This is a genomic window from Bradyrhizobium sp. CCBAU 45389, assembly GCF_028128625.1.
GTDB lineage: Bacteria > Pseudomonadota > Alphaproteobacteria > Rhizobiales > Xanthobacteraceae > Bradyrhizobium > Bradyrhizobium liaoningense_B.
Genome location: NZ_LBIY01000087.1, coordinates 107,132 through 124,071 on the forward strand (window position 1 = coordinate 107,132; position 16,940 = coordinate 124,071).

Sequence of the window (16,940 nt, forward strand, 5' to 3'; positions counted from 1 at the left end):
AGTCTCCGAAGAATGAAGGGATCAGGCCGCCGATGCCGGCTCGGGGCAGTTGGTCAATCGCGCGGGATTGCCGACCGCGGTGCAGCCGGCGGGAATGTCCGACGTCACCACCGTGTCGGCGCCGATCTTGGCGAAATCGCCGATGCTGATGTCGCCGAGAATGGTCGCACCGCCGCCGATGTAGACGCCGCGGCCGATGCGAGGTGAACGCGTCGGCAGCTCGCTGCGACGACCGATGCTGACGTTCTGCAGGATGGTGACCTCGTCGCCGATGACGACGTTGGCGCCGATCACGATACCCGTGGCATGGTCGAGATAGACCGCCGATCCGATGCTGGCGGCCGGATGAATGCTGACCTGCAAGACGTTCGAGGCCTCGTTCTGGAACAGCAGCGCCGCATCGATGCGGCCGCGATGCCAGAGCCAGTGCGAGACGCGCCAGGCCTGCAGCGCGACGTAGCCCTTGTAATGCAGCAAGGGCGGCAGCAGCTCGGCGATGGCGGGATCGCGAAGGGCGATGCCCTGCAAGTCGCGGCTTGCGGCTTCGATCAGGTCCGGCGACCCGCGAAAGGCCTCAAGGGAAAAGCTGGTGAAACGCGCCTGCTCCGCTGCCGAGCCGCCAAGCCTGCGTCCGATCAGACCGGCCAGCGCGGCCGCAAAATCGCCATGGATCAGGACCGTATCGGCAAGGGACTTGCCGAAGACCGGATCGGCCGCCATCGCACGCTGCGCTTCATCGCGTATGTTCTGCCAGAGATTGTCGCTCGTCGAGGTCGCAGCTGCCATCATCGCCGCCTCTTTCTTCTCACCTCGAATATAGGCCGTGGGCCGCCCGCGCGCCACGCCGCGTCGGCGGGCAGGCGTGACACCCCTCGCAACATGCCGCAGTTCCCCGTGAGGCTACGAGCTTGCGTGCCAGGCACCCGCAACCATATAGTCGATCGCGTTTCGGCCGACGCTGCTTCGGCCGGGGATGTACGCGCAAGGCATCCTTCTCAAGCCCCCGCGGTGGTCCGCCATCCGCGGGTTTTTCATACCCGGCGTCCTGCGCGGCCGATGCGAATACCCGATCCCCCTCACCCAAGGTCACTCCAAGACATGTCGCCCAACGCGCCTGCCGACGACCACCATGACGACGTCATGTACCCCTCCGCCATACCGTTCGTGCTGGTCCATCTCGGCTGCTTCGCCGCCATCTGGTCGGGCGTCACCTGGGAGGCCGTCGCGATCTGCGGTGCGCTCTATGTCGTGCGCATGTTCGCAATCGGAGCAGGCTACCACCGCTATTTCTCGCACAAGGCTTTTGCGACCGGCCGGGTGTTTCAGTTCATCCTGGCCTGCCTCGCGCAAAGCAGCGCACAGAAGAGCGTTCTGTGGTGGGCGGCCAAGCATCGGCACCATCATCTGCATTCCGATACCGAATTGGACGTGCACTCACCGCGCCAACGCGGCTTCCTGTACAGCCATGTCGGCTGGATCTTTTACCGGGAGCACGACGAGACCGATCTCGTGAAGGTCGGAGATCTCACGGTCTATCCGGAGCTGATGTGGCTGCATCGGCTGGAGCTCCTGCCGGCCGTTGTGCTTGCAGCGCTCTGCTTCGCAGCTGCGGGGTGGTCGGGTCTGATCGTCGGCTTCCTGTGGAGCACGGTGCTGGTCTATCACGCGACCTTCTGCATCAACTCCCTCGCCCATGTGCACGGACGCAAGCGCTACGTGACGGGCGACGATTCCCGCAACAACTGGCTGCTGGCGTTACTCACCCTGGGAGAGGGCTGGCATAACAATCACCACGCCTACCAGAGCAGCGTGCGACAAGGCTTTCGCTGGTGGGAAGTCGACGTGACCTATTACATCCTGAAGGTCCTGTCCTGGTTCGGAATCGTCTGGAACATGAAGGCGCCGCCCGAACTGGTGCTGCGCAACGAGCAGCCGCTCGGCGCACGGGTCATCAATCGGGCGGCCCGCCAGCTCGCCGGACGGTTCGACGCTCACGCTCTGGCGCACGCGATCTCGTCGGCGCTGCACAGGGCCGATCTGGCGCAGCTGCAACTGCCGGCGCTGCACGAGATCTTCAATCGCGCCCACGAAGGCGTCGATGCGCTGACGCATCTGCACCTGCCGAAGATTCCGACGCGCGACGAGTTTCTCACCGAGGCCAGGGCGATGTTCGCGCGAACGCGATCGCTCAACGAGATCGTGGACCACGCCTACGAGCACTTCTTGACGTCGGTCCGCGCGCAGCTCGTCACGGTGCGCTGAACTTTTCGGCGCCGCTGATGCCGCCGGGACGCGTACCCTCGCGCGCCCGGCCCGGCCGCGCGCGTCTGCGCAGGCGGAGCGCATAAAGCCAGCCGCCCGCCGCGACGAGAGCGGGAAGGACGAACAGCGCGAAATCGCGCAGCAGGATCATGGCTCAAAGTCCGCCGTCGCAAACGAGACCGCGCGCCTGAGCGCGAATGCGGCAAGCTGATAAAGGGCGAGGCTGAGAAGCACCTTCCAGGCGTTGCCGACCACGAGCTCCGGATAGAATTTGATCTCCGTCGGCCATCCGTTGAGGAACGCGATCGCGAACGGCACCGAGGCACCATGTCTGTCGAACAGCGCCGACGCGCGCTCGAGCAGCGCGATGCGGCGGCTGATCTGTTTGCTCTCGGCCTCGGTCATCGTCGTACCCATTGACGCCGCTACGGCGCCGTCAGGGCTTGGTCGGATCCGGCGTGAATTGGGTTCTAGCGGTCCTGCACATGTGCGTGATCGACGCCGCACAGCGAGCGCCCGCCGGCGCAGAGGCGAAAATGGCAATCGGGAGCGAGCGCGCAACTGCCGTAGACCAAGCTGACATAGCCCAGCACCGCGAAGGCGGTGATGCCGATCAGCAGGCGGGTGGTGAGGTCCATGCGCTTTGGTATCGGTGAACCCTGTGACGGTTCGGGGGCTCGATCTGCTCCTCTCCCCGTTCATACGGGGAGAGGTGAAAACCAAACCGCCCGCCTGCGGGTTGCGCAGACGGGCGGCTCGGGGCCATCAGGACTTTGGGGGCATGTGCCTGAAGGCTTTGAGAGGTGCCGGCCAGATCAGCCCTGCTGCTGATCGGTCGGCGGCGGGGTCGGACGCGTCTTGTGCTGCGCCATGAACTGGTCGAACTCTTCCTTGTCCTTGGCGTGGCGCAGACGGGTCAGGAAATCCTTGAACTCGCGCTGCTCTTCCTCGAGCCGCTGCAGCGTCTCGCTGCGATATTCGTCGAAGGCGCGGTTGCCGGAGGACGGCGGGCCGAAGCCAAAGCCGAAGCCGCGGCGCTCCATGCGGTCGCGCATGCGGTCCATCTTGTACTGCATCCGCTCCATCTTGTTCTGCCAGCGATCCTGGTTGCTCCAGCACGACATTCTTCTGCTCCCGAGTGTGAAAAAGAGAAGGGCAAGTCCGATCGGCCACCAGATGATGAAGCCGAGGATGGTCACGGCGATCCAGCCGGGATGCCAGGGCGTGTCGAGCATGCGGGGACGCTCGTACTGTTGGTATTGGTCCGAAGGGCCGCGCCATCGATTGACATCAGCGGTGTAGGCCATTTCCCATCTCCATCACGGCACCAGCGCCGTTGTGAATGTAAATAACATTTACATAGCTAGACCATCCCGCGATTTTGTCAAGCTGGCCGCCTGACACGGGGACGGAATTATTTGCGCAACTTTATTTCGGCTTGCCCCAAGGACCACCTGGGGTGCCGCCCGGCGGCACGCCCGAACCGGAGGAGGCCTCCGGCGGCACCGGCGGCGGCTCGGCGCCCTTGGCCGGCGGCCGGCGGTCGGTCGGGAAGCCGAGCCCGCGCAGATAGATCAGCACCTCCGCCTCGAGCAGCTCGTCCGGCGACATCGGCAGCTTCCGCCGCGCCGCATCGCCGCGCGAGAACAGCGAGGCCACGCCATGCGCCATCGACCAGATATGCAGCGCCATCATCATCGCCGGCGGCCGCGGCGTGCCCGGGGGTGCAAGTGCGGCAAGCCGCTCGGCCGCGGCGCGGATGATGTTGAAGGCGCGTTCGCTGGCGGCCTGCAGCGCCGGATTGGCATCGACCGGCAGGCCGGATTCGAACATCGCGTTGTAGAAGGCCGGCTCCTCGCGGGCGAAGGCGAGGTAGGCCTTGCCGACGCGCTCGAACGCCGTGACCGTATCGGGACGGCCGTCGTCCCAGGCCGCGGTGAGGCGCGCCTCGAACTGCTCGAAGCCGCGCTGGGCGATCGAGGACAAGAGCTCGTCGCGGTCGCGGAAATGCCGGTAGGGCGCCGCCGCACTGACGCCGGCCATACGCGCGGCATCGGCAAAGGTGAAGCCGGCCGCACCCTTCTCGGCGATCAGCCCGAGGGCGGCCTGCAACAGGGCTTCCTTCAGATTTCCGTGGTGATAGCCGCGCTCGGCGCGGCGCTGCTCCTTGCGCCAGCTCATGTGAACGGCTTTTACATGAGCCGGGCGTGAAGGTCACTAGCGGGAATCGCGCGTGATTAACCCGTACTTCCACGGTCCTGCCGGGCCGATGCGTCTGCATCGTGCCCGGAAACGACGTTGCCAGGGCTACATCTGCGGAATCGGCAGCACGGGCATGACCTCGATCGCCTCGCCCGGGAAGATCGCAAAATGCGGATGGTTCTCGAACAGCTTTGCGGCTTCCTCCTGCGAGGCGGCCCGCACCACCGTGAAGCCGGTCAGCGCGTTGCTGATCTCGGTGATGCCGCTTCCGTCGATCCTGCGGGTCTTGCCGAGCGGGCCGCCCATCTCGACGATGACGTCCTTGTGCTTCTCGACCCAGCCGTGCCAGGCGGCCATGCCCTCGCGCTCTTTTGCCTTGCGCTCGGCCTCGGGCATCGCGTGCCAGGCCTTCATTTTCGCCCCGCTCATGCTGCCGAGATAGACGGCGAGGAATTTGTGTTCGGCGCTCATGGATATCTCCTCTGGTTGATTGGCTGGCTGGAAAATCGGGTAGCGGCAGTCCCGTCTACGTCTTCAGGTCGTCGAAGCCGGCGGCGGCCGCCTGCACTTCCGGCGGAAAGTCGCTCATCTCCTGCACCTGGCGGATCTCGATGATTTCGTTCGGCGAGGCCGGGCACTTCTTGGCCCAAGCGATCGCCTCGGCGCGCGAGGCGACCTCGATCATCCAGTAGCCGCCCAGAACTTCCTTGGCTTCCGCGAAGGGACCGTCGGTCACGATGGGCTCGCCGGTCGCGAACGACACGCGCGCGCCCATCGACGGCGGATGCAGGCCGTCCAGCGTGATCAGCACGCCGGCATCCTTCAAGGCCTCGTTGTAGCGCATCATCGCGGCGACGCGCTCGGGATCGAGTTGGACGTCCGCCGGCGCGCTCTCGTAGCCGAGCGGGATCATCAGCATCATGAATCGCATGTGTTCCCTACTTTCACTGTCGGGAGAGCGGCGGCAGAGCCGCCCGCCTTCACCTCCAAGACGAATGAACTCCCGGGGAACCGACATGGTGACGAAAATTATTCGGGGAGGCGCCGCGCTAGCGCGACTGCGGCAGGAAACGGCCGTCCTTCCGGCTGGCGCCGAAATAGACCTCGATGCGCCGGACCTTGCCGCCGGCGAAGGTGAAGAACTCGGTGTTGCGAAAGCTCTTGCCGTCGGTTGCCACGCAGCAATAGGTAACAAAGGCCTCATCGCCCCGGACGAAGATCCGCTCGATGTCATGCCGCGCGATCCAGCCGGTGTCCCTCCAGCAGCGTTCGAAATAGGCCGCCTTGTCGAGGTCGTCGTCGAACGGACTGGTGAAGCGGAAGTCGTCGGCAAGCGCATCGCTCACCCGTTGCCGGTCATTGGCAAGATAGGCGGCAAACAGGTTCCGGATCACGCGCTCATGGTCATCAACCATCGATCGTCTCCGCGGCAAGCATCCCCTAATGCAAGACGATTCCCGAGCGGCCGCACCGACAACGCACGCGGACTGCGGCAACACGACGCGGCCATGCATCCCGTACAAATACGGGACGCTCTATGAACCTCGTCGTGCATATGAATCTGGAACGCCTGCCGGTTGAAAGACATGGCTTCCGCACGTGAAATCGCAGGACCGAGACGGCTTCTGCGACGGTTTACAGATGCTCAAGAAGACCATGCAACTTTTTCCCAGAGGGGAAACGATACGACGATCCTCCCAATTGCCATCGGGAACATTGCGGAGCTCACGTGTTCAATTTTCAAAGCAAGAAAGTCAGACATGCGGTCGCAGAGGTCGAGGCGCTCGACCGGTCGCAGGCGGTCATCGAATTCGGTCTCGACGGCACCATCCTCGATGCCAATGAGAACCTGCTCAAGATGAGCGGCTACACGCTCGCCGAGATCAAGGGCAAGCACCACAGCATCTTCGTCAGTCCGGCGGAGCGCGACAGCGCCCGCTATCGCGACTTCTGGGCCAGCCTGAACCGCGGCGAGTTCCAGACCACGCAGTACAAGCGTTTCGGCAAGGGCGGCAAGGAAGTCTGGGTCCACGCCTCCTACGCGCCGCTGCGCGACGAGAACGGCAAGGTGGTCAGCTTCATCAAGTTCGCCACGGACATCACGGCGTACAAGATCAAGACCATGGAGGATTCCGGCAAGATAGCCGCGATCAATCGCGCGCAGGCCGTGATCGAGTTCAACATGGACGGCACGATCGTCACCGCCAACGAGAATTTCCTGGGCGCGATGGGTTATTCGCTCGACGAGATCAAGGGCAAGCACCACTCCATGTTCGTGACGCCCGAGGACCGCGCCAGCCCGGCCTATGCTGCGTTCTGGGCCAAGCTGAACCGCGGCGAGTTCGAGGCCGCCGAATACAAGCGGCTCGGCAAGGGCGCCAGGGAGATCTGGATTCTTGCGACCTACAACCCGATCCTCGACGAGAACGGCAAGCCGTTCAAGGTGGTGAAGTTCGCGACCGACGTCACCGCGCAGAAGATGAAGGCGGCCGACAATGACGGCCAGCTCGCCGCGATCCAGAAGTCGCAGGCGGTGATCGAGTTCAACATGGACGGCACCATCCGCACCGCCAACGAGAATTTCCTGAAGGCGATGGGCTATTCGCTGGCCGAGATCAAGGGCCAGCACCACTCGATGTTCGTCGAGCCGGACGAGAAGAACTCGGCCGCCTACCGCCAGTTCTGGGAGACGCTCAACCGCGGTCAGTACCAGGCCGCCGAATACAAGCGTATCGCCAAGAGCGGCCGCGAGATCTGGATCCAGGCCTCCTACAATCCGATCTTCGACCTCAACGGCAAGCCGTACAAGGTGGTGAAATACGCCACCGACATCACCGCGCAGGCGATCGGCCGCAAGAAGGCCGACAATGCGCGCGGGCTGATCGAGGCGGTTGCCGCCGGCAGCGAAGAGATGAGCGCCTCGATCCGCGAGATCTCCCAGACCATGGCGAAGTCGCGCGAGACCTCCAAGGTCGCGACCACCAAGGTCGAATCCGCCGACCTCCAGGCCCAGAAGCTGACCGCGGCCGCACAGGCCATGAGCGGCATCGTCGAGATGATCTCAGGCATCACCAGCCAGATCAATCTGCTCGCGCTCAACGCCACGATCGAATCGGCGCGCGCGGGCGAAGCCGGCCGCGGCTTCGCCGTGGTCGCCTCCGAGGTGAAGAGCCTCGCCAATCAGGCCAAGCAGGCAACCGATACGATCACGACCGAAATCGACGCGCTGAACACCATCTCCGGCGACGTCGCGACCTCCCTGACCGCGATCAAGATCGCGATCGCTTCCGTCAACGAGTTCATCGCCTCGACCGCCGCCGCGGTCGAGGAGCAGAGCATCGTGACGGAGGACATGTCGACCAACATGCAGCGCGCCTCGGCGGAGCTGGCGTAGGTCGTCAGCCTTACTCTGTCCCCGTCATCCTGAGGTGCTCGCCGTGCAAAGCACGGCGAGCCTCGAAGGATGAATCGGCCCGGCCTGTGGCCGTCGCCCTTCGAGGGCCGCTGAAGAAGCGGCCACCTCAGGGTGACGGAAATCTATTCTTGCCGGAACGAAAGCGAAGTAAAAGGCGCTGGCCGCCCGTGCGACTTCCGTTTCCGCCAGAAGGACAGACCAGCCCATGCCGCAAGACCCGCAAAAAGTCGCCCTCGTCACCGGAGCCGCGCGCGGCATCGGGCTTGCGACCGCGAAGAAGTTCCTTGGCGAGGGCTGGCGCGTGGCGCTGCTCGACATCGAGGGCGAGCTGCTCGGCCGTGCGGTCGCCGAGATCGGCCAGGACGAGGCGACGCTGGCGCTGACCTGCGACGTCTCCGACGCGGCCGCGGTCGGCGCCGCGATGACGGCGATCGAGCGGCGGTTCGGCCGGCTGGACGCGCTCGTCAACAATGCCGGCATCGCCGTGTTCGCGCCGCTGATGGAGACGTCGGACGCCGACTGGCGCCGCGTGCTCGAGGTCAACCTCACCGGCCCGTTCCTCTGCACCAAGGCCGCCGTGCCCCTGATGCGCGACAGCGATGGCGGCGCCATCGTCAATATCACCTCGATCTCGGCGGTGCGCGCCTCGACGCTGCGCTCGGCCTACGGCACCAGCAAGGCCGGTCTTGCCCATTTGACGAAGCAGCTCGCGGTCGAGCTCGCTTCGCTCAACATCCGCGTCAACGCGGTCGCGCCCGGGCCGGTCGACACGGCGATGGCCAAGCAGGTGCATACAAAGGAGATCCGCGCCGATTATCACGACGCCATTCCGCTCAACCGTTACGGTCTCGAAGAGGAACTCGCGGAAGCGATCTACTTCCTGTGCTCGGAACGATCGAGCTACATCACCGGCCAAATTTTGGCCGTTGACGGCGGCTTCGATGCGGCCGGCATCGGTCTGCCGACGCTGCGCGGGCAAAGGCGGAACGGGTAGGCACAGTATCTGTAGGGTGGGCAAAGGCGCTCTTGCGCCGTGCCCACCACCTTCTTCCGGATTTGCGGTGCCGATGGTGGGCACGCTACGCTTTGCCCACCCTACGACGTCGAATGTGCGGAGAGTACGATGCAAAGCGTTCCTTTTATCCGGGCCGTAATCCTCGCCTCCGCGCTCGTCGCCGCCACGCCCGCTGGCGCCGAAATCCGCATCATCCAGTCGCCGGGCGGACAAGTCGGGCCGTTCCTCGATCTGTTCGAGAAGGTGCGCGCAAGCGGCGAGCGCGTGGTGATCGACGGTCCCTGCCTGTCCGCCTGCACGCTGGTGCTGAGCATCGTGCCGGGCGAGCGCATCTGCGTCACGGGGCGCGCCGTGCTCGGCTTCCACGCCGCACGTTCGATCGACCAGCGCGGACGCATCTATGCCGAGCCGGAAGCTTCCGAAGCGGTGCTGGCCGCCTATCCCGGCCCGGTGCGCGACTGGATCAGCCGCCGCGGCGGTCTCAGCTCGCGGCTACTGCTGCTGAAAGGGCGCGACCTCGCCGCAATCTACCCGCGCTGCCGGTGACGCCTGGGCGCGGGCGCCGTGACTGCGATCAGCCCGCCACTGTGCGGCGATTAGGCAGTTCAGCCAAATTTCCCCTCCGCGGCCCCTGAATCCGCTCAAGCGCTTTGCAATGGCTGCACAATTTACGCGGTTTGCAGCGTTTCCCTGCGGTTTATGATTGAATTTGGCCAGACTGAGGCCGCGGCGGCGTCACATCTCAGCAGTGGTCACAGAGTAGTATGGTTTTGCCTTTTCAGGATTGCTCATTTTCAAGCGGGTCGCACGCTATGCAACCCATCGATTTCCACTACCGCCTGTCGGACCAGGGACGGATCGTCCTCGGTCAACTGAGCTCCGCGGAAACCGTCGAGTTCGAATTGCTGTCGCGACGCGACCGCGAGGGCCTGATGGACCTCGCGTCCGAGCTGCGGCTGCTCGAGCTCTATTTGAAATATGTAGGCTCGGGCTCGGGCACAGACGCCGCGCTCGCGCCGTCGCAACCCGACCGGCACGGCGTCGAGCCGCCGCGACCGAGGAGGCCGGCACCCTTCCGGACGGCGCAGCCGCGCAACTACATCGTCTCGATGCTTGTCATCGCAAGTGTCAGCTTCACGCTCATCGCGTTGCTCGTGAGCTGACGGGCAAGCGCGCCGGCGACATTGCGCCGATCACACGCTTCGTCGGTTCTAGAAGAACCTCGGGATCATCTGCGCCAGTTCCATGCTCGCGCAGATGAGCATACCCCACAGTGCAAAGTTGATCTGTAGCGCCGCTGCCATCGGTCGCTCCCCTTCCAAGTCACGCCCATCCCAGTTTGTAGAATTTATGAAGAAATGATTAGCGATTTTGACGCTGAGTTCACAGCCTATTATTGCGCCAGTTATTGTGCGATGCGGGCCGCACCTCTCCACGAAGCGGCCTCACTGCTTTCGCAAAGTGATGCGAGATCATGATTCCTTATTCAGCCATGCCGGCCACGTCGTTTCCCTTAAGTTCCATTTAACTGGCGCGATGCGATACTTCCCAAGCGGAATTTGCGTGTCGCGTACCGCTCCAAAGGCCCGGCATGATGCGACACGGCTTATTCTTGCTCACTTTTTGCGCAGCGCTCATGGGGTGCGCGGTTGCGCCGGCGCAGGAGCGTCGTCCGATCGCATGGGACGGCCTCGGCCAGAACCCGAATCGCTCTCACGTCACAAAGCGGCGCGCCGCCAGTCCTGCACCCGCGCAGGACAATCCCAATCAGGAGCGCGAAAGGGTGCTCGCCACCTTGCGTCCGTATTCCGAAGCGTGGTGGGCGGTCCACGACGAGATCGAAGCGGAGAACGACAAGCAGCTCGGCACCAAGCTCGTGATCTGCCCTCGCTGCGTCCAGTCTCCGTCCTCCGGCGAAGACGTGACCGGATCAATCCGGTGAGAGGCATACGCCGATCGGCGCATGACGTGACCGGCCTGGGCGCGCCCCTCACCGGCAATCGTCGAGAGAGGTGCGCCCGCCGGCATTTCAGCTGATCGTGCCTGTCACATTCCCTCTGCGGGGCAGTTCACCATCCAGGGGATGCCGAACTTGTCGATGCACATGCCGAAGCCTTTGGCCCAGAAAGTCTTGCTGAAAGGCATCGTGACAGTGCCGCCATCGGCGAGCGCGTTGAACTTGCGCTCGGCGTCCGCGACATCGGCGATCGTCAGCGAGATCGAAAAGCCTTGCGGTTTGTGAAAGTGCTCGGGCGGCGCGTCGGAGGCCATCAGTACGGCGCCACCGGGCAGCGTCATCCGCGCGTGCATGATCATCTTTTCGCGGCCGGGCGCGGCGGGCATGTCCGGCGGCGCATCCGAGGAACGCAGCATCGCGTCGATCTTGCCGCCGAGCACCTTGGCGTAATAGGTGAATGCCGCTTCGCAGGTGTCCTGATAGAACAGATAGGGATTGAGCATCGTTTCTCTCCTCTTTCTTCCCTGGCAGTGGGGCTCATTGTTTTTCGGTGAGCTTCTTCAGGCTCGCAAGGCCGGCCTCGAAATCCTTGCCGATCATGCTGTCCATGTTGATGAAGACTTGCATCAGCTTGGACAGGAACGGGGCCGGACCGTACATCGCCCATGTGACCAGAGTAGTCTCGCCTTGCGGCACAAAGGTGAACTCGGCGGTGTTGTGGCCCTCGAAGGGGCGCTCGAAATCGAGCTTGATGCGGAGCTTCGACGGCGAGCTCGCCTCAAGGATCTCCATGTGGCCGGCGCCGACATTGTTGTTGCCGTCCCAGGCATAGGTCGCGCCCTTGCCTGTCGCGGTTCCACCGAAGGTCCGCTTCATCGCGGGATCGCGGTTCTCATAGGGCGACCAGGTCGTCCAGAAGCGGAAATCGGCAACCTGCGGATAGATCGCGGCGGCCGGCGCCTTCATGGCGAGGCTGCGCTCGACGCGGAACGTGTCGGGTTTTGTGAGGGCAAAGACGAGGACTCCGGCGATGCCGACGGCGAGAACGATCGCGATGATGGAAAGGGCTTTCAGCATGAATGGCTCCCTGGATATGGGATTAAGACGAAGGGGGATGGTCGGGGCCGACAATTGATGGAATGTTTTTTGATCGTCATTCCGGGATGGTCCGAAGGACCAGACCCGGAATCTCGAGATTCTCAGGTGCGCAATTGCGCACCATAGTTCGGTCCTGCGGACCGCCCCGGAATGACGAGAAGCGCCGTCACTTCACCTTCGCGCTTTCCTTTGCCTTCGGCTGGCTATCCCGGATCAGCCGGTCGAGATGCATGCGGATATGGGCGGCTTCGGCGGAGGTGTTGGCCAGCGCGATGGCGCGGTCGAAGGCGACGCGGGCTTCGTCATTGCGACCGAGCTGCATCAGGAAGGCGCCGCGCACGCCGTAGAAATGGAAGTAGTTGGCGAGTTTCGACGCCAGCGGCTCGATCAGGTCGAGCGCGGCCTGCGGCCCACGCACCTTGGAGACCGCGACGGCGCGGTTGAGCGTCACCACGGGCGAAGGCTGCATCACCTCGAGCGCGCCATAGAGCAGGTCGATCTGGGCCCAGTCGGTCTCCTCCGGCATCGACGCGCGCGCATGCAGCGCGGCGATCGCGGCCTGGATCTGGTACGGCCCGCTGCGGCGATGGCGCATCGCCTTGTCGATCAGCGCGAGCCCCTCCGCGATCATGGTGCCGTTCCATAGCGAGCGGTCCTGGTCGTCCAGCAGGATCAGCGAGCCGTCCGCGGCAAAGCGCGCGGCGCTGCGTGCGTGCTGCAACAGGATGAGCGCGGTGAGCCCCATGATTTCAGGCTCGCTGGGGAACAGCCGCAGCAGCAGCCGCGCCAGACGGATCGCTTCCTCGCACAGCGGTGTGCGGATCGCCGCGGTGTCACCGCTCGCGGAATAACCCTCGTTGAAGATCAGGTAGATCATCGCCGCGACGCCGGCGAGCCGCTCGGAGCGCTCGATTGCGCCCGGCGTCTCGAACGGCGTCCCCGCCTCCGCCACCTTCGCCTTGGCGCGCGTGATGCGCTGCTCCATCGCTGCGTCCGAGACCAGGAACGCGCGGGCGATCTGCTTCACGGTGAGGCCCGAGACGATGCGCAAGGCCAGCGCGATCTGCTGCGTCGCCGGCAGCTGCGGATGGCAGCAGATGAACATCAGCCGCAGGATGTCGTCGCGATAATGCGAGCCGTCGAGCCGTTCGGCGAGCGCGCCCTCGGCGTCGTCGAGGTCGGAGATCGCCTGGTCGTCCTCGGGCAGCGGCTGCTGCTTGCGGGTCCGGCGCACCTCGTCGATCGCAACGTTGCGGCCGACCATGATCAGCCAGGCCGCGGGATCGCGCGGCGGCCCGTTCTGCGGCCAGGTTTTCAGCGCGCGCAGGCAGGCGTTCTGGAAGGCTTCCTCGGCGGTGTCGAGATCGCGGAAATAGCGCAGCAGCGCGCCAACCGCCTGGGGGCGCGCCGAGGTCAGCGCGGTCTCGATCCAGGCGGTTTCGGTATCGCTCACGCCGAAATTCCTCCGGGCCTGAACACGCCCACCGGGCGCACCTCATAAGCGCCGCCGGGATTGGCCGCGCCGAGGTCGCGCGCAACGTCGAGTGCGTCGTCGAGGTTCTTGCAATCCACGATGTAGAAACCGAGCAGCTGCTCCTTGGTCTCGGCATAGGGGCCGTCGAGCACCAGCGGCGGATCCTCTTTCCGCAGCGTCGCCGCCGCGGTGGTCGGCAGCAGCCGCGCCACCGGCCCAAGCCGGCCCTGGCTCGTGAGCTTCTCCTGCACCACGGCAAGCTTCTTCATCACGGCCTCGTCCTGCTCCTTGCTCCAGGAGCCGACGAAGTCTTCATCGTGATAGCAAAGAATCGCATAAAGCATGGGCAGTACCTTCCCCGACCTCTTGTTCTGAAGACGATCCACTATGCCCCGCCCCGACAGGGCTGCGGAAAAATTTTGCAAGAAAAATCCGGCAGATCGTGCCAAGGAGGGCCTTCAAAAGCGGAACCCGACGAGGCACTTCGAATGACCAAAGGTACACTGGCCGTCCTGATCAACAGCACGCAGCAGAACTGGCTGCCGGAGCGCTGGAAGGCCCGGTTCGACTCGGTCTGCGGCGGCCGCCGCGTGGTGCTGCTGCCCAATGCCTCCCTCGATCCGGCCGAGGTGCACTATGCCGCGGTGTGGAAGCCGGTGCCGGGCGATCTCGGCTCCTTCCCGAACCTCCGGGCCATCTTCAATCTCGGCGCGGGCGTCGATGCGCTGATGGCCGACAAGAGCCTGCCCGACGTGCCGCTGGTCCGCGTCGCCGTCCCCGACCTCACCAACCGCATGACCGAATATGTCGTGCTGCACGTGCTGATGCACCACCGCCAGGAGCTGTACCTGCGGGACTCGCAGCGCGAAAAGCGCTGGGAGCCGAAATATCAGTGGCCGGCGAGCGCCGTCACGGTCGGCATGATGGGCCTGGGTACACTCGGCGCCGATGCGGCCGACGTGCTGCGACGGTTCGGCTTCCGTGTCGCCGGCTGGAGCCGCAGCCCGCGCACGATCGAGGGCGTCGAATGCTTCCATGGCGCCGCCGGGATGGACGCGTTCCTGCGCAAGACCGACATTCTGGTGTCCTTGTTGCCGCTGACGCCGGACACCCACGGCATCCTCAACCGCGACGTCTTCACAAAGCTCAACCGCTCGGGACCGTTCGGAGCGCCCGTGGTCATCAATGCCGGCCGCGGCGGCCTGCAGAACGAAGCCGACATTCTCGCATGCCTCGACGACGGCACGCTCGGCGCCGCCTCGCTCGACGTCTTCGTGCAGGAGCCGCAGCCGAAGGACAGCCGGTTCTGGACCCATCCCAAGGTGCTGCTGACCCCGCACAACGCCGCCGACACCGACGCGGAAGCGATCTCGGCCTATGTCGCCGAGCAGATCGCGAAGTTCGAGGCGGGCGGTTCGCTGGAGAACGTGGTGGACCGGGTCAGGGGGTATTAGGCCCCGCTAGCTCAACACACCCGGTGTCGTCCTGGCGAAAGCCAGGACCTCCGCGCGAGCGCTTGCGCTCGTCGCGATTACCCCAGGGAGGAGTTGCGGCGCGACGGCGGCAATTCCGAGTCTTCGCCAATCCCAATTCGGTGGCTATGGGTCCTGGCTTTCGCCAGGACGACACCGGAGTTTTTGGCACGCGCCCACCGTTTCACTCGCGCCGCCCCCACAACCACCGCGCACCGCCGGTATCCCGTTCACCCTCTCTTAGCGAGAAGTTGATAGGCGTTCTTAACCAACGCTCAAAGAACGAGTCGGACATGCGGGCGAGCCTCGGCCTCAGGATGCGGATCACGGTTGCGCTGGCGGTGACGGCGGCGGCAACCGCGCTGAGTGTTGCACTTCGTTTGTGAACTCAGGGGACCCATACCCCCAGGGAGCAGTTTTGGTGCGACGCTGGTAACCGCGAGTCTTCGCCAAACCAAATCCTGTGGCTATGGGTCCTGGCTTTCGCCAGGACGACGTCGGGGGAGTTCGCGCCACAAACTCGGTGTTGTCCCCGGCTCAAGCCTTAGCGCCCGTCCCCACCATCACATCGATCGCCCCCTTCACGATCGCCTCGAGCTCCTTGCGCGGAACGCGGGCGCGCGCGCGGATGGCGATGGTGTGGACGGTGGCGGAGGCAATCTGCGCCAGCGCGAACGAATCGGCGCTCTCCGGCAACTCGCCTTTCTCCTTGGCGCGGCGGAAGCAACTTGCAAACGCCTTGTCGAGGCCGGTGAGACCGTCGAGCACCATGGCGCGGATCTCGGGATCGCCCACGGCCTCGGACGCCGCGGTGACGACCGTGAAGCAGCCGCGCGGGCCGGTGTCGCCGGACAGATAGATGTCCAGCGCCGCAGCGTAGATGCGCTCCAGCCGCTGGCGCAGCGGCATCTCCGCGCGAAAGATCGCGACCATGGAAGCAGCAGCCTCCTCGCGATAGCGCTGATAGCTCTTGATGTAGAGCTCGCGCTTGTCGCCGAAGGCACCGTAAAGGCTCGGCCGGTTCATGCCGGTCGCTTCGCTGAGATCGTCGAGCGAGGTGGCGGCAAAGCCTTGCTTGCGGAACAGGTCGAGCGCCTTGCCGAGCGCGACATCGGGCTCGTAGGCGCGGGGACGACCGCGGCGCTTGGGTTCGCCGCGGCGCTCGGGTTCGCCGCGGCGCTCGGGCTGATTGGCAGCAGCTGGCGGCTTCGATTTTTGTACCATTTCGCAAAATAATCCTTGACCACGGATATATTATGCAAGATGGTACAAAAATCAATCTGGCCAGGTTGAGCGACACCCAAGAGGAATTGCCCAAGGAGGCTACAGATGGATCTCTATTTCTCGCCGCTCGCCTGCTCGATGGCGACGCGCGTCGCATTGTATGAAGCCGGCGCCGAGGCGAATTATCTCGAAGTCGATCCGCCGACCAAGACCGTGCTGAACGACGGCTCCGATTTCCGCACCGTCAATCCGATCGGCCTGGTGCCGACGCTGCGCACCGACGAGGGCGTGGTGCTGACCGAGAACGCCGCGATCCTGCAATATGTCGCGGACCGGTTTCCGCAATCGGGCCTCGGCGCCACGGCCGGTATCGAGCGCACCCGGTTGCATCAATGGCTCTGCTTCATCGGCACCGAATTGCACAAGGGCCTGTTCATCCCCGTGCTGGATCGCAAGGCGCCGCAGGAAGCCAAAGCCTATGTGCTGGAGAAGAACCTGTCGCGGCTCGACTATCTCGATGACTACCTGAAGGGCCGCGAGTTCCTGCTCGACCATTTCAGCGTGGCCGATGCCTATCTCGTCACGGTCATCAACTGGACCATGGCGACGCCGCCGATCGAGCTCGCGAAATGGCCGAACGTGAAGGCGTATTACGAACGCCTGCGTCAGCGGCCGTCGGTCGCAAAGGCCGTTGCGGAGGAGTTCGAGCTGTACAAGGCCGAGCTCGCGCGGAAGAAGGCCGCGGCGTAAGGCCATCTCCGTAGTTCGCGCGGCAGCGACGCCGTCCCGGCTCGGTCGGGACGGCGTCGTTCCGTCGTGCA

Annotated in this window: 22 protein-coding genes; 8 read left to right on the plus strand and 14 right to left on the minus strand. The window is 64.5% G+C overall.

Translation table 11 applies throughout. From position 1 onward, the window contains the following. Positions 1–21: 21 nt before the first annotated feature. Positions 22–789, minus strand: a complete 768-nt coding sequence (locus XH79_RS17380; protein WP_271582395.1) for a serine O-acetyltransferase — start codon at positions 787–789, stop codon at positions 22–24. A 309-nt stretch (positions 790–1,098) separates the two neighbouring features. Between XH79_RS17380 and XH79_RS17385 the strand changes: the two genes are divergently transcribed. Then, complete coding sequence (locus tag XH79_RS17385) at positions 1,099–2,262, plus strand: acyl-CoA desaturase (RefSeq protein WP_212345016.1); 1,164 nt, start codon at positions 1,099–1,101, stop codon at positions 2,260–2,262. Here the strand turns inward: XH79_RS17385 and XH79_RS17390 are convergent. The 8 genes from XH79_RS17390 to XH79_RS17425 all read right to left on the minus strand — a co-directional run bounded on the left by XH79_RS17390 (position 2,249) and on the right by XH79_RS17425 (position 5,879). Next, positions 2,249–2,413, minus strand: coding sequence for a hypothetical protein (locus XH79_RS17390; RefSeq protein WP_212345463.1), 165 nt, complete (start codon positions 2,411–2,413; stop codon positions 2,249–2,251). The genes XH79_RS17385 and XH79_RS17390 overlap by 14 nt on opposite strands. Next, on the minus strand, positions 2,410–2,679 hold the full coding sequence (locus XH79_RS17395) for a hypothetical protein (protein ID WP_271582396.1): 270 nt from the start codon (positions 2,677–2,679) through the stop codon (positions 2,410–2,412). The genes XH79_RS17390 and XH79_RS17395 overlap by 4 nt, the downstream gene beginning before the upstream one ends. Before the next feature lie 53 nt (positions 2,680–2,732). Then, the gene (locus XH79_RS17400; protein WP_271582397.1) at positions 2,733–2,900 is read right to left on the minus strand and encodes a hypothetical protein; all 168 of its coding nucleotides are present in this window, start codon (positions 2,898–2,900) and stop codon (positions 2,733–2,735) included. A 177-nt stretch (positions 2,901–3,077) separates the two neighbouring features. Further along, the gene (locus XH79_RS17405) at positions 3,078–3,569 is read right to left on the minus strand and encodes a DUF2852 domain-containing protein (protein WP_212345013.1); all 492 of its coding nucleotides are present in this window, start codon (positions 3,567–3,569) and stop codon (positions 3,078–3,080) included. A gap of 121 nt (positions 3,570–3,690) precedes the next feature. Continuing rightward, complete coding sequence (locus XH79_RS17410; protein WP_212345011.1) at positions 3,691–4,443, minus strand: TetR/AcrR family transcriptional regulator; 753 nt, start codon at positions 4,441–4,443, stop codon at positions 3,691–3,693. A gap of 126 nt (positions 4,444–4,569) precedes the next feature. Beyond that, positions 4,570–4,935 (minus strand): YciI family protein, encoded by a 366-nt coding sequence (locus tag XH79_RS17415; RefSeq protein ID WP_271582398.1) that lies wholly within the window; start codon positions 4,933–4,935, stop codon positions 4,570–4,572. A gap of 55 nt (positions 4,936–4,990) precedes the next feature. Continuing rightward, positions 4,991–5,395 (minus strand): YciI family protein, encoded by a 405-nt coding sequence (locus XH79_RS17420; protein WP_271582399.1) that lies wholly within the window; start codon positions 5,393–5,395, stop codon positions 4,991–4,993. A 118-nt stretch (positions 5,396–5,513) separates the two neighbouring features. Further along, entirely contained in the window at positions 5,514–5,879 is a 366-nt protein-coding gene (locus XH79_RS17425; RefSeq protein ID WP_271582400.1) for a nuclear transport factor 2 family protein, read from the minus strand. Positions 5,880–6,193: 314 nt separating this feature from the next. Here XH79_RS17425 and XH79_RS17430 point away from each other — a divergent pair, with 314 nt between their 5' ends. From XH79_RS17430 to XH79_RS17450, 5 genes are all read left to right on the plus strand, one after another. Next, entirely contained in the window at positions 6,194–7,858 is a 1,665-nt protein-coding gene (locus XH79_RS17430; RefSeq protein WP_271582401.1) for a methyl-accepting chemotaxis protein, read from the plus strand. Between the two features lie 226 nt (positions 7,859–8,084). After that, positions 8,085–8,873 carry an SDR family NAD(P)-dependent oxidoreductase gene (locus tag XH79_RS17435; RefSeq protein WP_271582402.1) on the plus strand — a complete coding sequence of 263 codons (789 nt, stop codon included), beginning with the start codon at positions 8,085–8,087 and terminating at the stop codon, positions 8,871–8,873. A 129-nt stretch (positions 8,874–9,002) separates the two neighbouring features. After that, entirely contained in the window at positions 9,003–9,440 is a 438-nt protein-coding gene (locus XH79_RS17440; protein ID WP_271582403.1) for a hypothetical protein, read from the plus strand. Positions 9,441–9,706: 266 nt separating this feature from the next. Further along, entirely contained in the window at positions 9,707–10,057 is a 351-nt protein-coding gene (locus XH79_RS17445) for a hypothetical protein (RefSeq protein ID WP_271582404.1), read from the plus strand. Positions 10,058–10,485: 428 nt separating this feature from the next. Next, the gene (locus XH79_RS17450; protein ID WP_271582405.1) at positions 10,486–10,836 is read left to right on the plus strand and encodes a hypothetical protein; all 351 of its coding nucleotides are present in this window, start codon (positions 10,486–10,488) and stop codon (positions 10,834–10,836) included. A gap of 104 nt (positions 10,837–10,940) precedes the next feature. On the opposite strand, the gene XH79_RS17455 is transcribed toward XH79_RS17450, so the two are convergent. The 4 genes from XH79_RS17455 to XH79_RS17470 form a co-directional block, all read right to left on the minus strand. Next, positions 10,941–11,354 (minus strand): VOC family protein, encoded by a 414-nt coding sequence (locus XH79_RS17455; protein ID WP_212344993.1) that lies wholly within the window; start codon positions 11,352–11,354, stop codon positions 10,941–10,943. A 34-nt stretch (positions 11,355–11,388) separates the two neighbouring features. Then, positions 11,389–11,928: an SRPBCC family protein gene (locus tag XH79_RS17460; protein ID WP_212344991.1), complete on the minus strand. Its 540-nt coding sequence runs from the start codon at positions 11,926–11,928 to the stop codon at positions 11,389–11,391. A 187-nt stretch (positions 11,929–12,115) separates the two neighbouring features. Next, positions 12,116–13,402 (minus strand): RNA polymerase sigma factor, encoded by a 1,287-nt coding sequence (locus XH79_RS17465; protein WP_271582406.1) that lies wholly within the window; start codon positions 13,400–13,402, stop codon positions 12,116–12,118. Continuing rightward, positions 13,399–13,767 carry a YciI family protein gene (locus XH79_RS17470; RefSeq protein WP_271582407.1) on the minus strand — a complete coding sequence of 123 codons (369 nt, stop codon included), beginning with the start codon at positions 13,765–13,767 and terminating at the stop codon, positions 13,399–13,401. Before XH79_RS17470 ends, XH79_RS17465 begins: the two co-directional genes overlap by 4 nt. A 144-nt stretch (positions 13,768–13,911) precedes the next feature. On the opposite strand from XH79_RS17470, the gene XH79_RS17475 reads away from it, so the two are divergent. Continuing rightward, positions 13,912–14,877, plus strand: coding sequence for a 2-hydroxyacid dehydrogenase (locus tag XH79_RS17475; RefSeq protein ID WP_271582408.1), 966 nt, complete (start codon positions 13,912–13,914; stop codon positions 14,875–14,877). A 555-nt stretch (positions 14,878–15,432) separates the two neighbouring features. Here XH79_RS17475 and XH79_RS17480 read toward each other — a convergent pair. Continuing rightward, entirely contained in the window at positions 15,433–16,119 is a 687-nt protein-coding gene (locus tag XH79_RS17480; protein ID WP_271582409.1) for a TetR/AcrR family transcriptional regulator, read from the minus strand. Between the two features lie 105 nt (positions 16,120–16,224). Between XH79_RS17480 and XH79_RS17485 the strand changes: the two genes are divergently transcribed. Further along, on the plus strand, positions 16,225–16,869 hold the full coding sequence (locus XH79_RS17485) for a glutathione binding-like protein (protein WP_271582410.1): 645 nt from the start codon (positions 16,225–16,227) through the stop codon (positions 16,867–16,869). The last annotated feature ends 71 nt before the right edge of the window (positions 16,870–16,940 follow it).

Coding starts and splice junctions, on each gene's coding strand:
- XH79_RS17380 (WP_271582395.1), bottom strand. CDS start 789: ATGATGGCAGCTGCGACCTCGACGAGCGACAATCTCTGGCAGAACATA.
- XH79_RS17385 (WP_212345016.1), top strand. CDS start 1,099: ATGTCGCCCAACGCGCCTGCCGACGACCACCATGACGACGTCATGTAC.
- XH79_RS17390 (WP_212345463.1), bottom strand. CDS start 2,413: ATGATCCTGCTGCGCGATTTCGCGCTGTTCGTCCTTCCCGCTCTCGTC.
- XH79_RS17395 (WP_271582396.1), bottom strand. CDS start 2,679: ATGGGTACGACGATGACCGAGGCCGAGAGCAAACAGATCAGCCGCCGC.
- XH79_RS17400 (WP_271582397.1), bottom strand. CDS start 2,900: ATGGACCTCACCACCCGCCTGCTGATCGGCATCACCGCCTTCGCGGTG.
- XH79_RS17405 (WP_212345013.1), bottom strand. CDS start 3,569: ATGGCCTACACCGCTGATGTCAATCGATGGCGCGGCCCTTCGGACCAA.
- XH79_RS17410 (WP_212345011.1), bottom strand. CDS start 4,443: ATGAGCTGGCGCAAGGAGCAGCGCCGCGCCGAGCGCGGCTATCACCAC.
- XH79_RS17415 (WP_271582398.1), bottom strand. CDS start 4,935: ATGAGCGCCGAACACAAATTCCTCGCCGTCTATCTCGGCAGCATGAGC.
- XH79_RS17420 (WP_271582399.1), bottom strand. CDS start 5,395: ATGCGATTCATGATGCTGATGATCCCGCTCGGCTACGAGAGCGCGCCG.
- XH79_RS17425 (WP_271582400.1), bottom strand. CDS start 5,879: ATGGTTGATGACCATGAGCGCGTGATCCGGAACCTGTTTGCCGCCTAT.
- XH79_RS17435 (WP_271582402.1), top strand. CDS start 8,085: ATGCCGCAAGACCCGCAAAAAGTCGCCCTCGTCACCGGAGCCGCGCGC.
- XH79_RS17440 (WP_271582403.1), top strand. CDS start 9,003: ATGCAAAGCGTTCCTTTTATCCGGGCCGTAATCCTCGCCTCCGCGCTC.
- XH79_RS17445 (WP_271582404.1), top strand. CDS start 9,707: ATGCAACCCATCGATTTCCACTACCGCCTGTCGGACCAGGGACGGATC.
- XH79_RS17450 (WP_271582405.1), top strand. CDS start 10,486: ATGATGCGACACGGCTTATTCTTGCTCACTTTTTGCGCAGCGCTCATG.
- XH79_RS17455 (WP_212344993.1), bottom strand. CDS start 11,354: ATGCTCAATCCCTATCTGTTCTATCAGGACACCTGCGAAGCGGCATTC.
- XH79_RS17460 (WP_212344991.1), bottom strand. CDS start 11,928: ATGCTGAAAGCCCTTTCCATCATCGCGATCGTTCTCGCCGTCGGCATC.
- XH79_RS17470 (WP_271582407.1), bottom strand. CDS start 13,767: ATGCTTTATGCGATTCTTTGCTATCACGATGAAGACTTCGTCGGCTCC.
- XH79_RS17475 (WP_271582408.1), top strand. CDS start 13,912: ATGACCAAAGGTACACTGGCCGTCCTGATCAACAGCACGCAGCAGAAC.
- XH79_RS17480 (WP_271582409.1), bottom strand. CDS start 16,119: ATGGTACAAAAATCGAAGCCGCCAGCTGCTGCCAATCAGCCCGAGCGC.
- XH79_RS17485 (WP_271582410.1), top strand. CDS start 16,225: ATGGATCTCTATTTCTCGCCGCTCGCCTGCTCGATGGCGACGCGCGTC.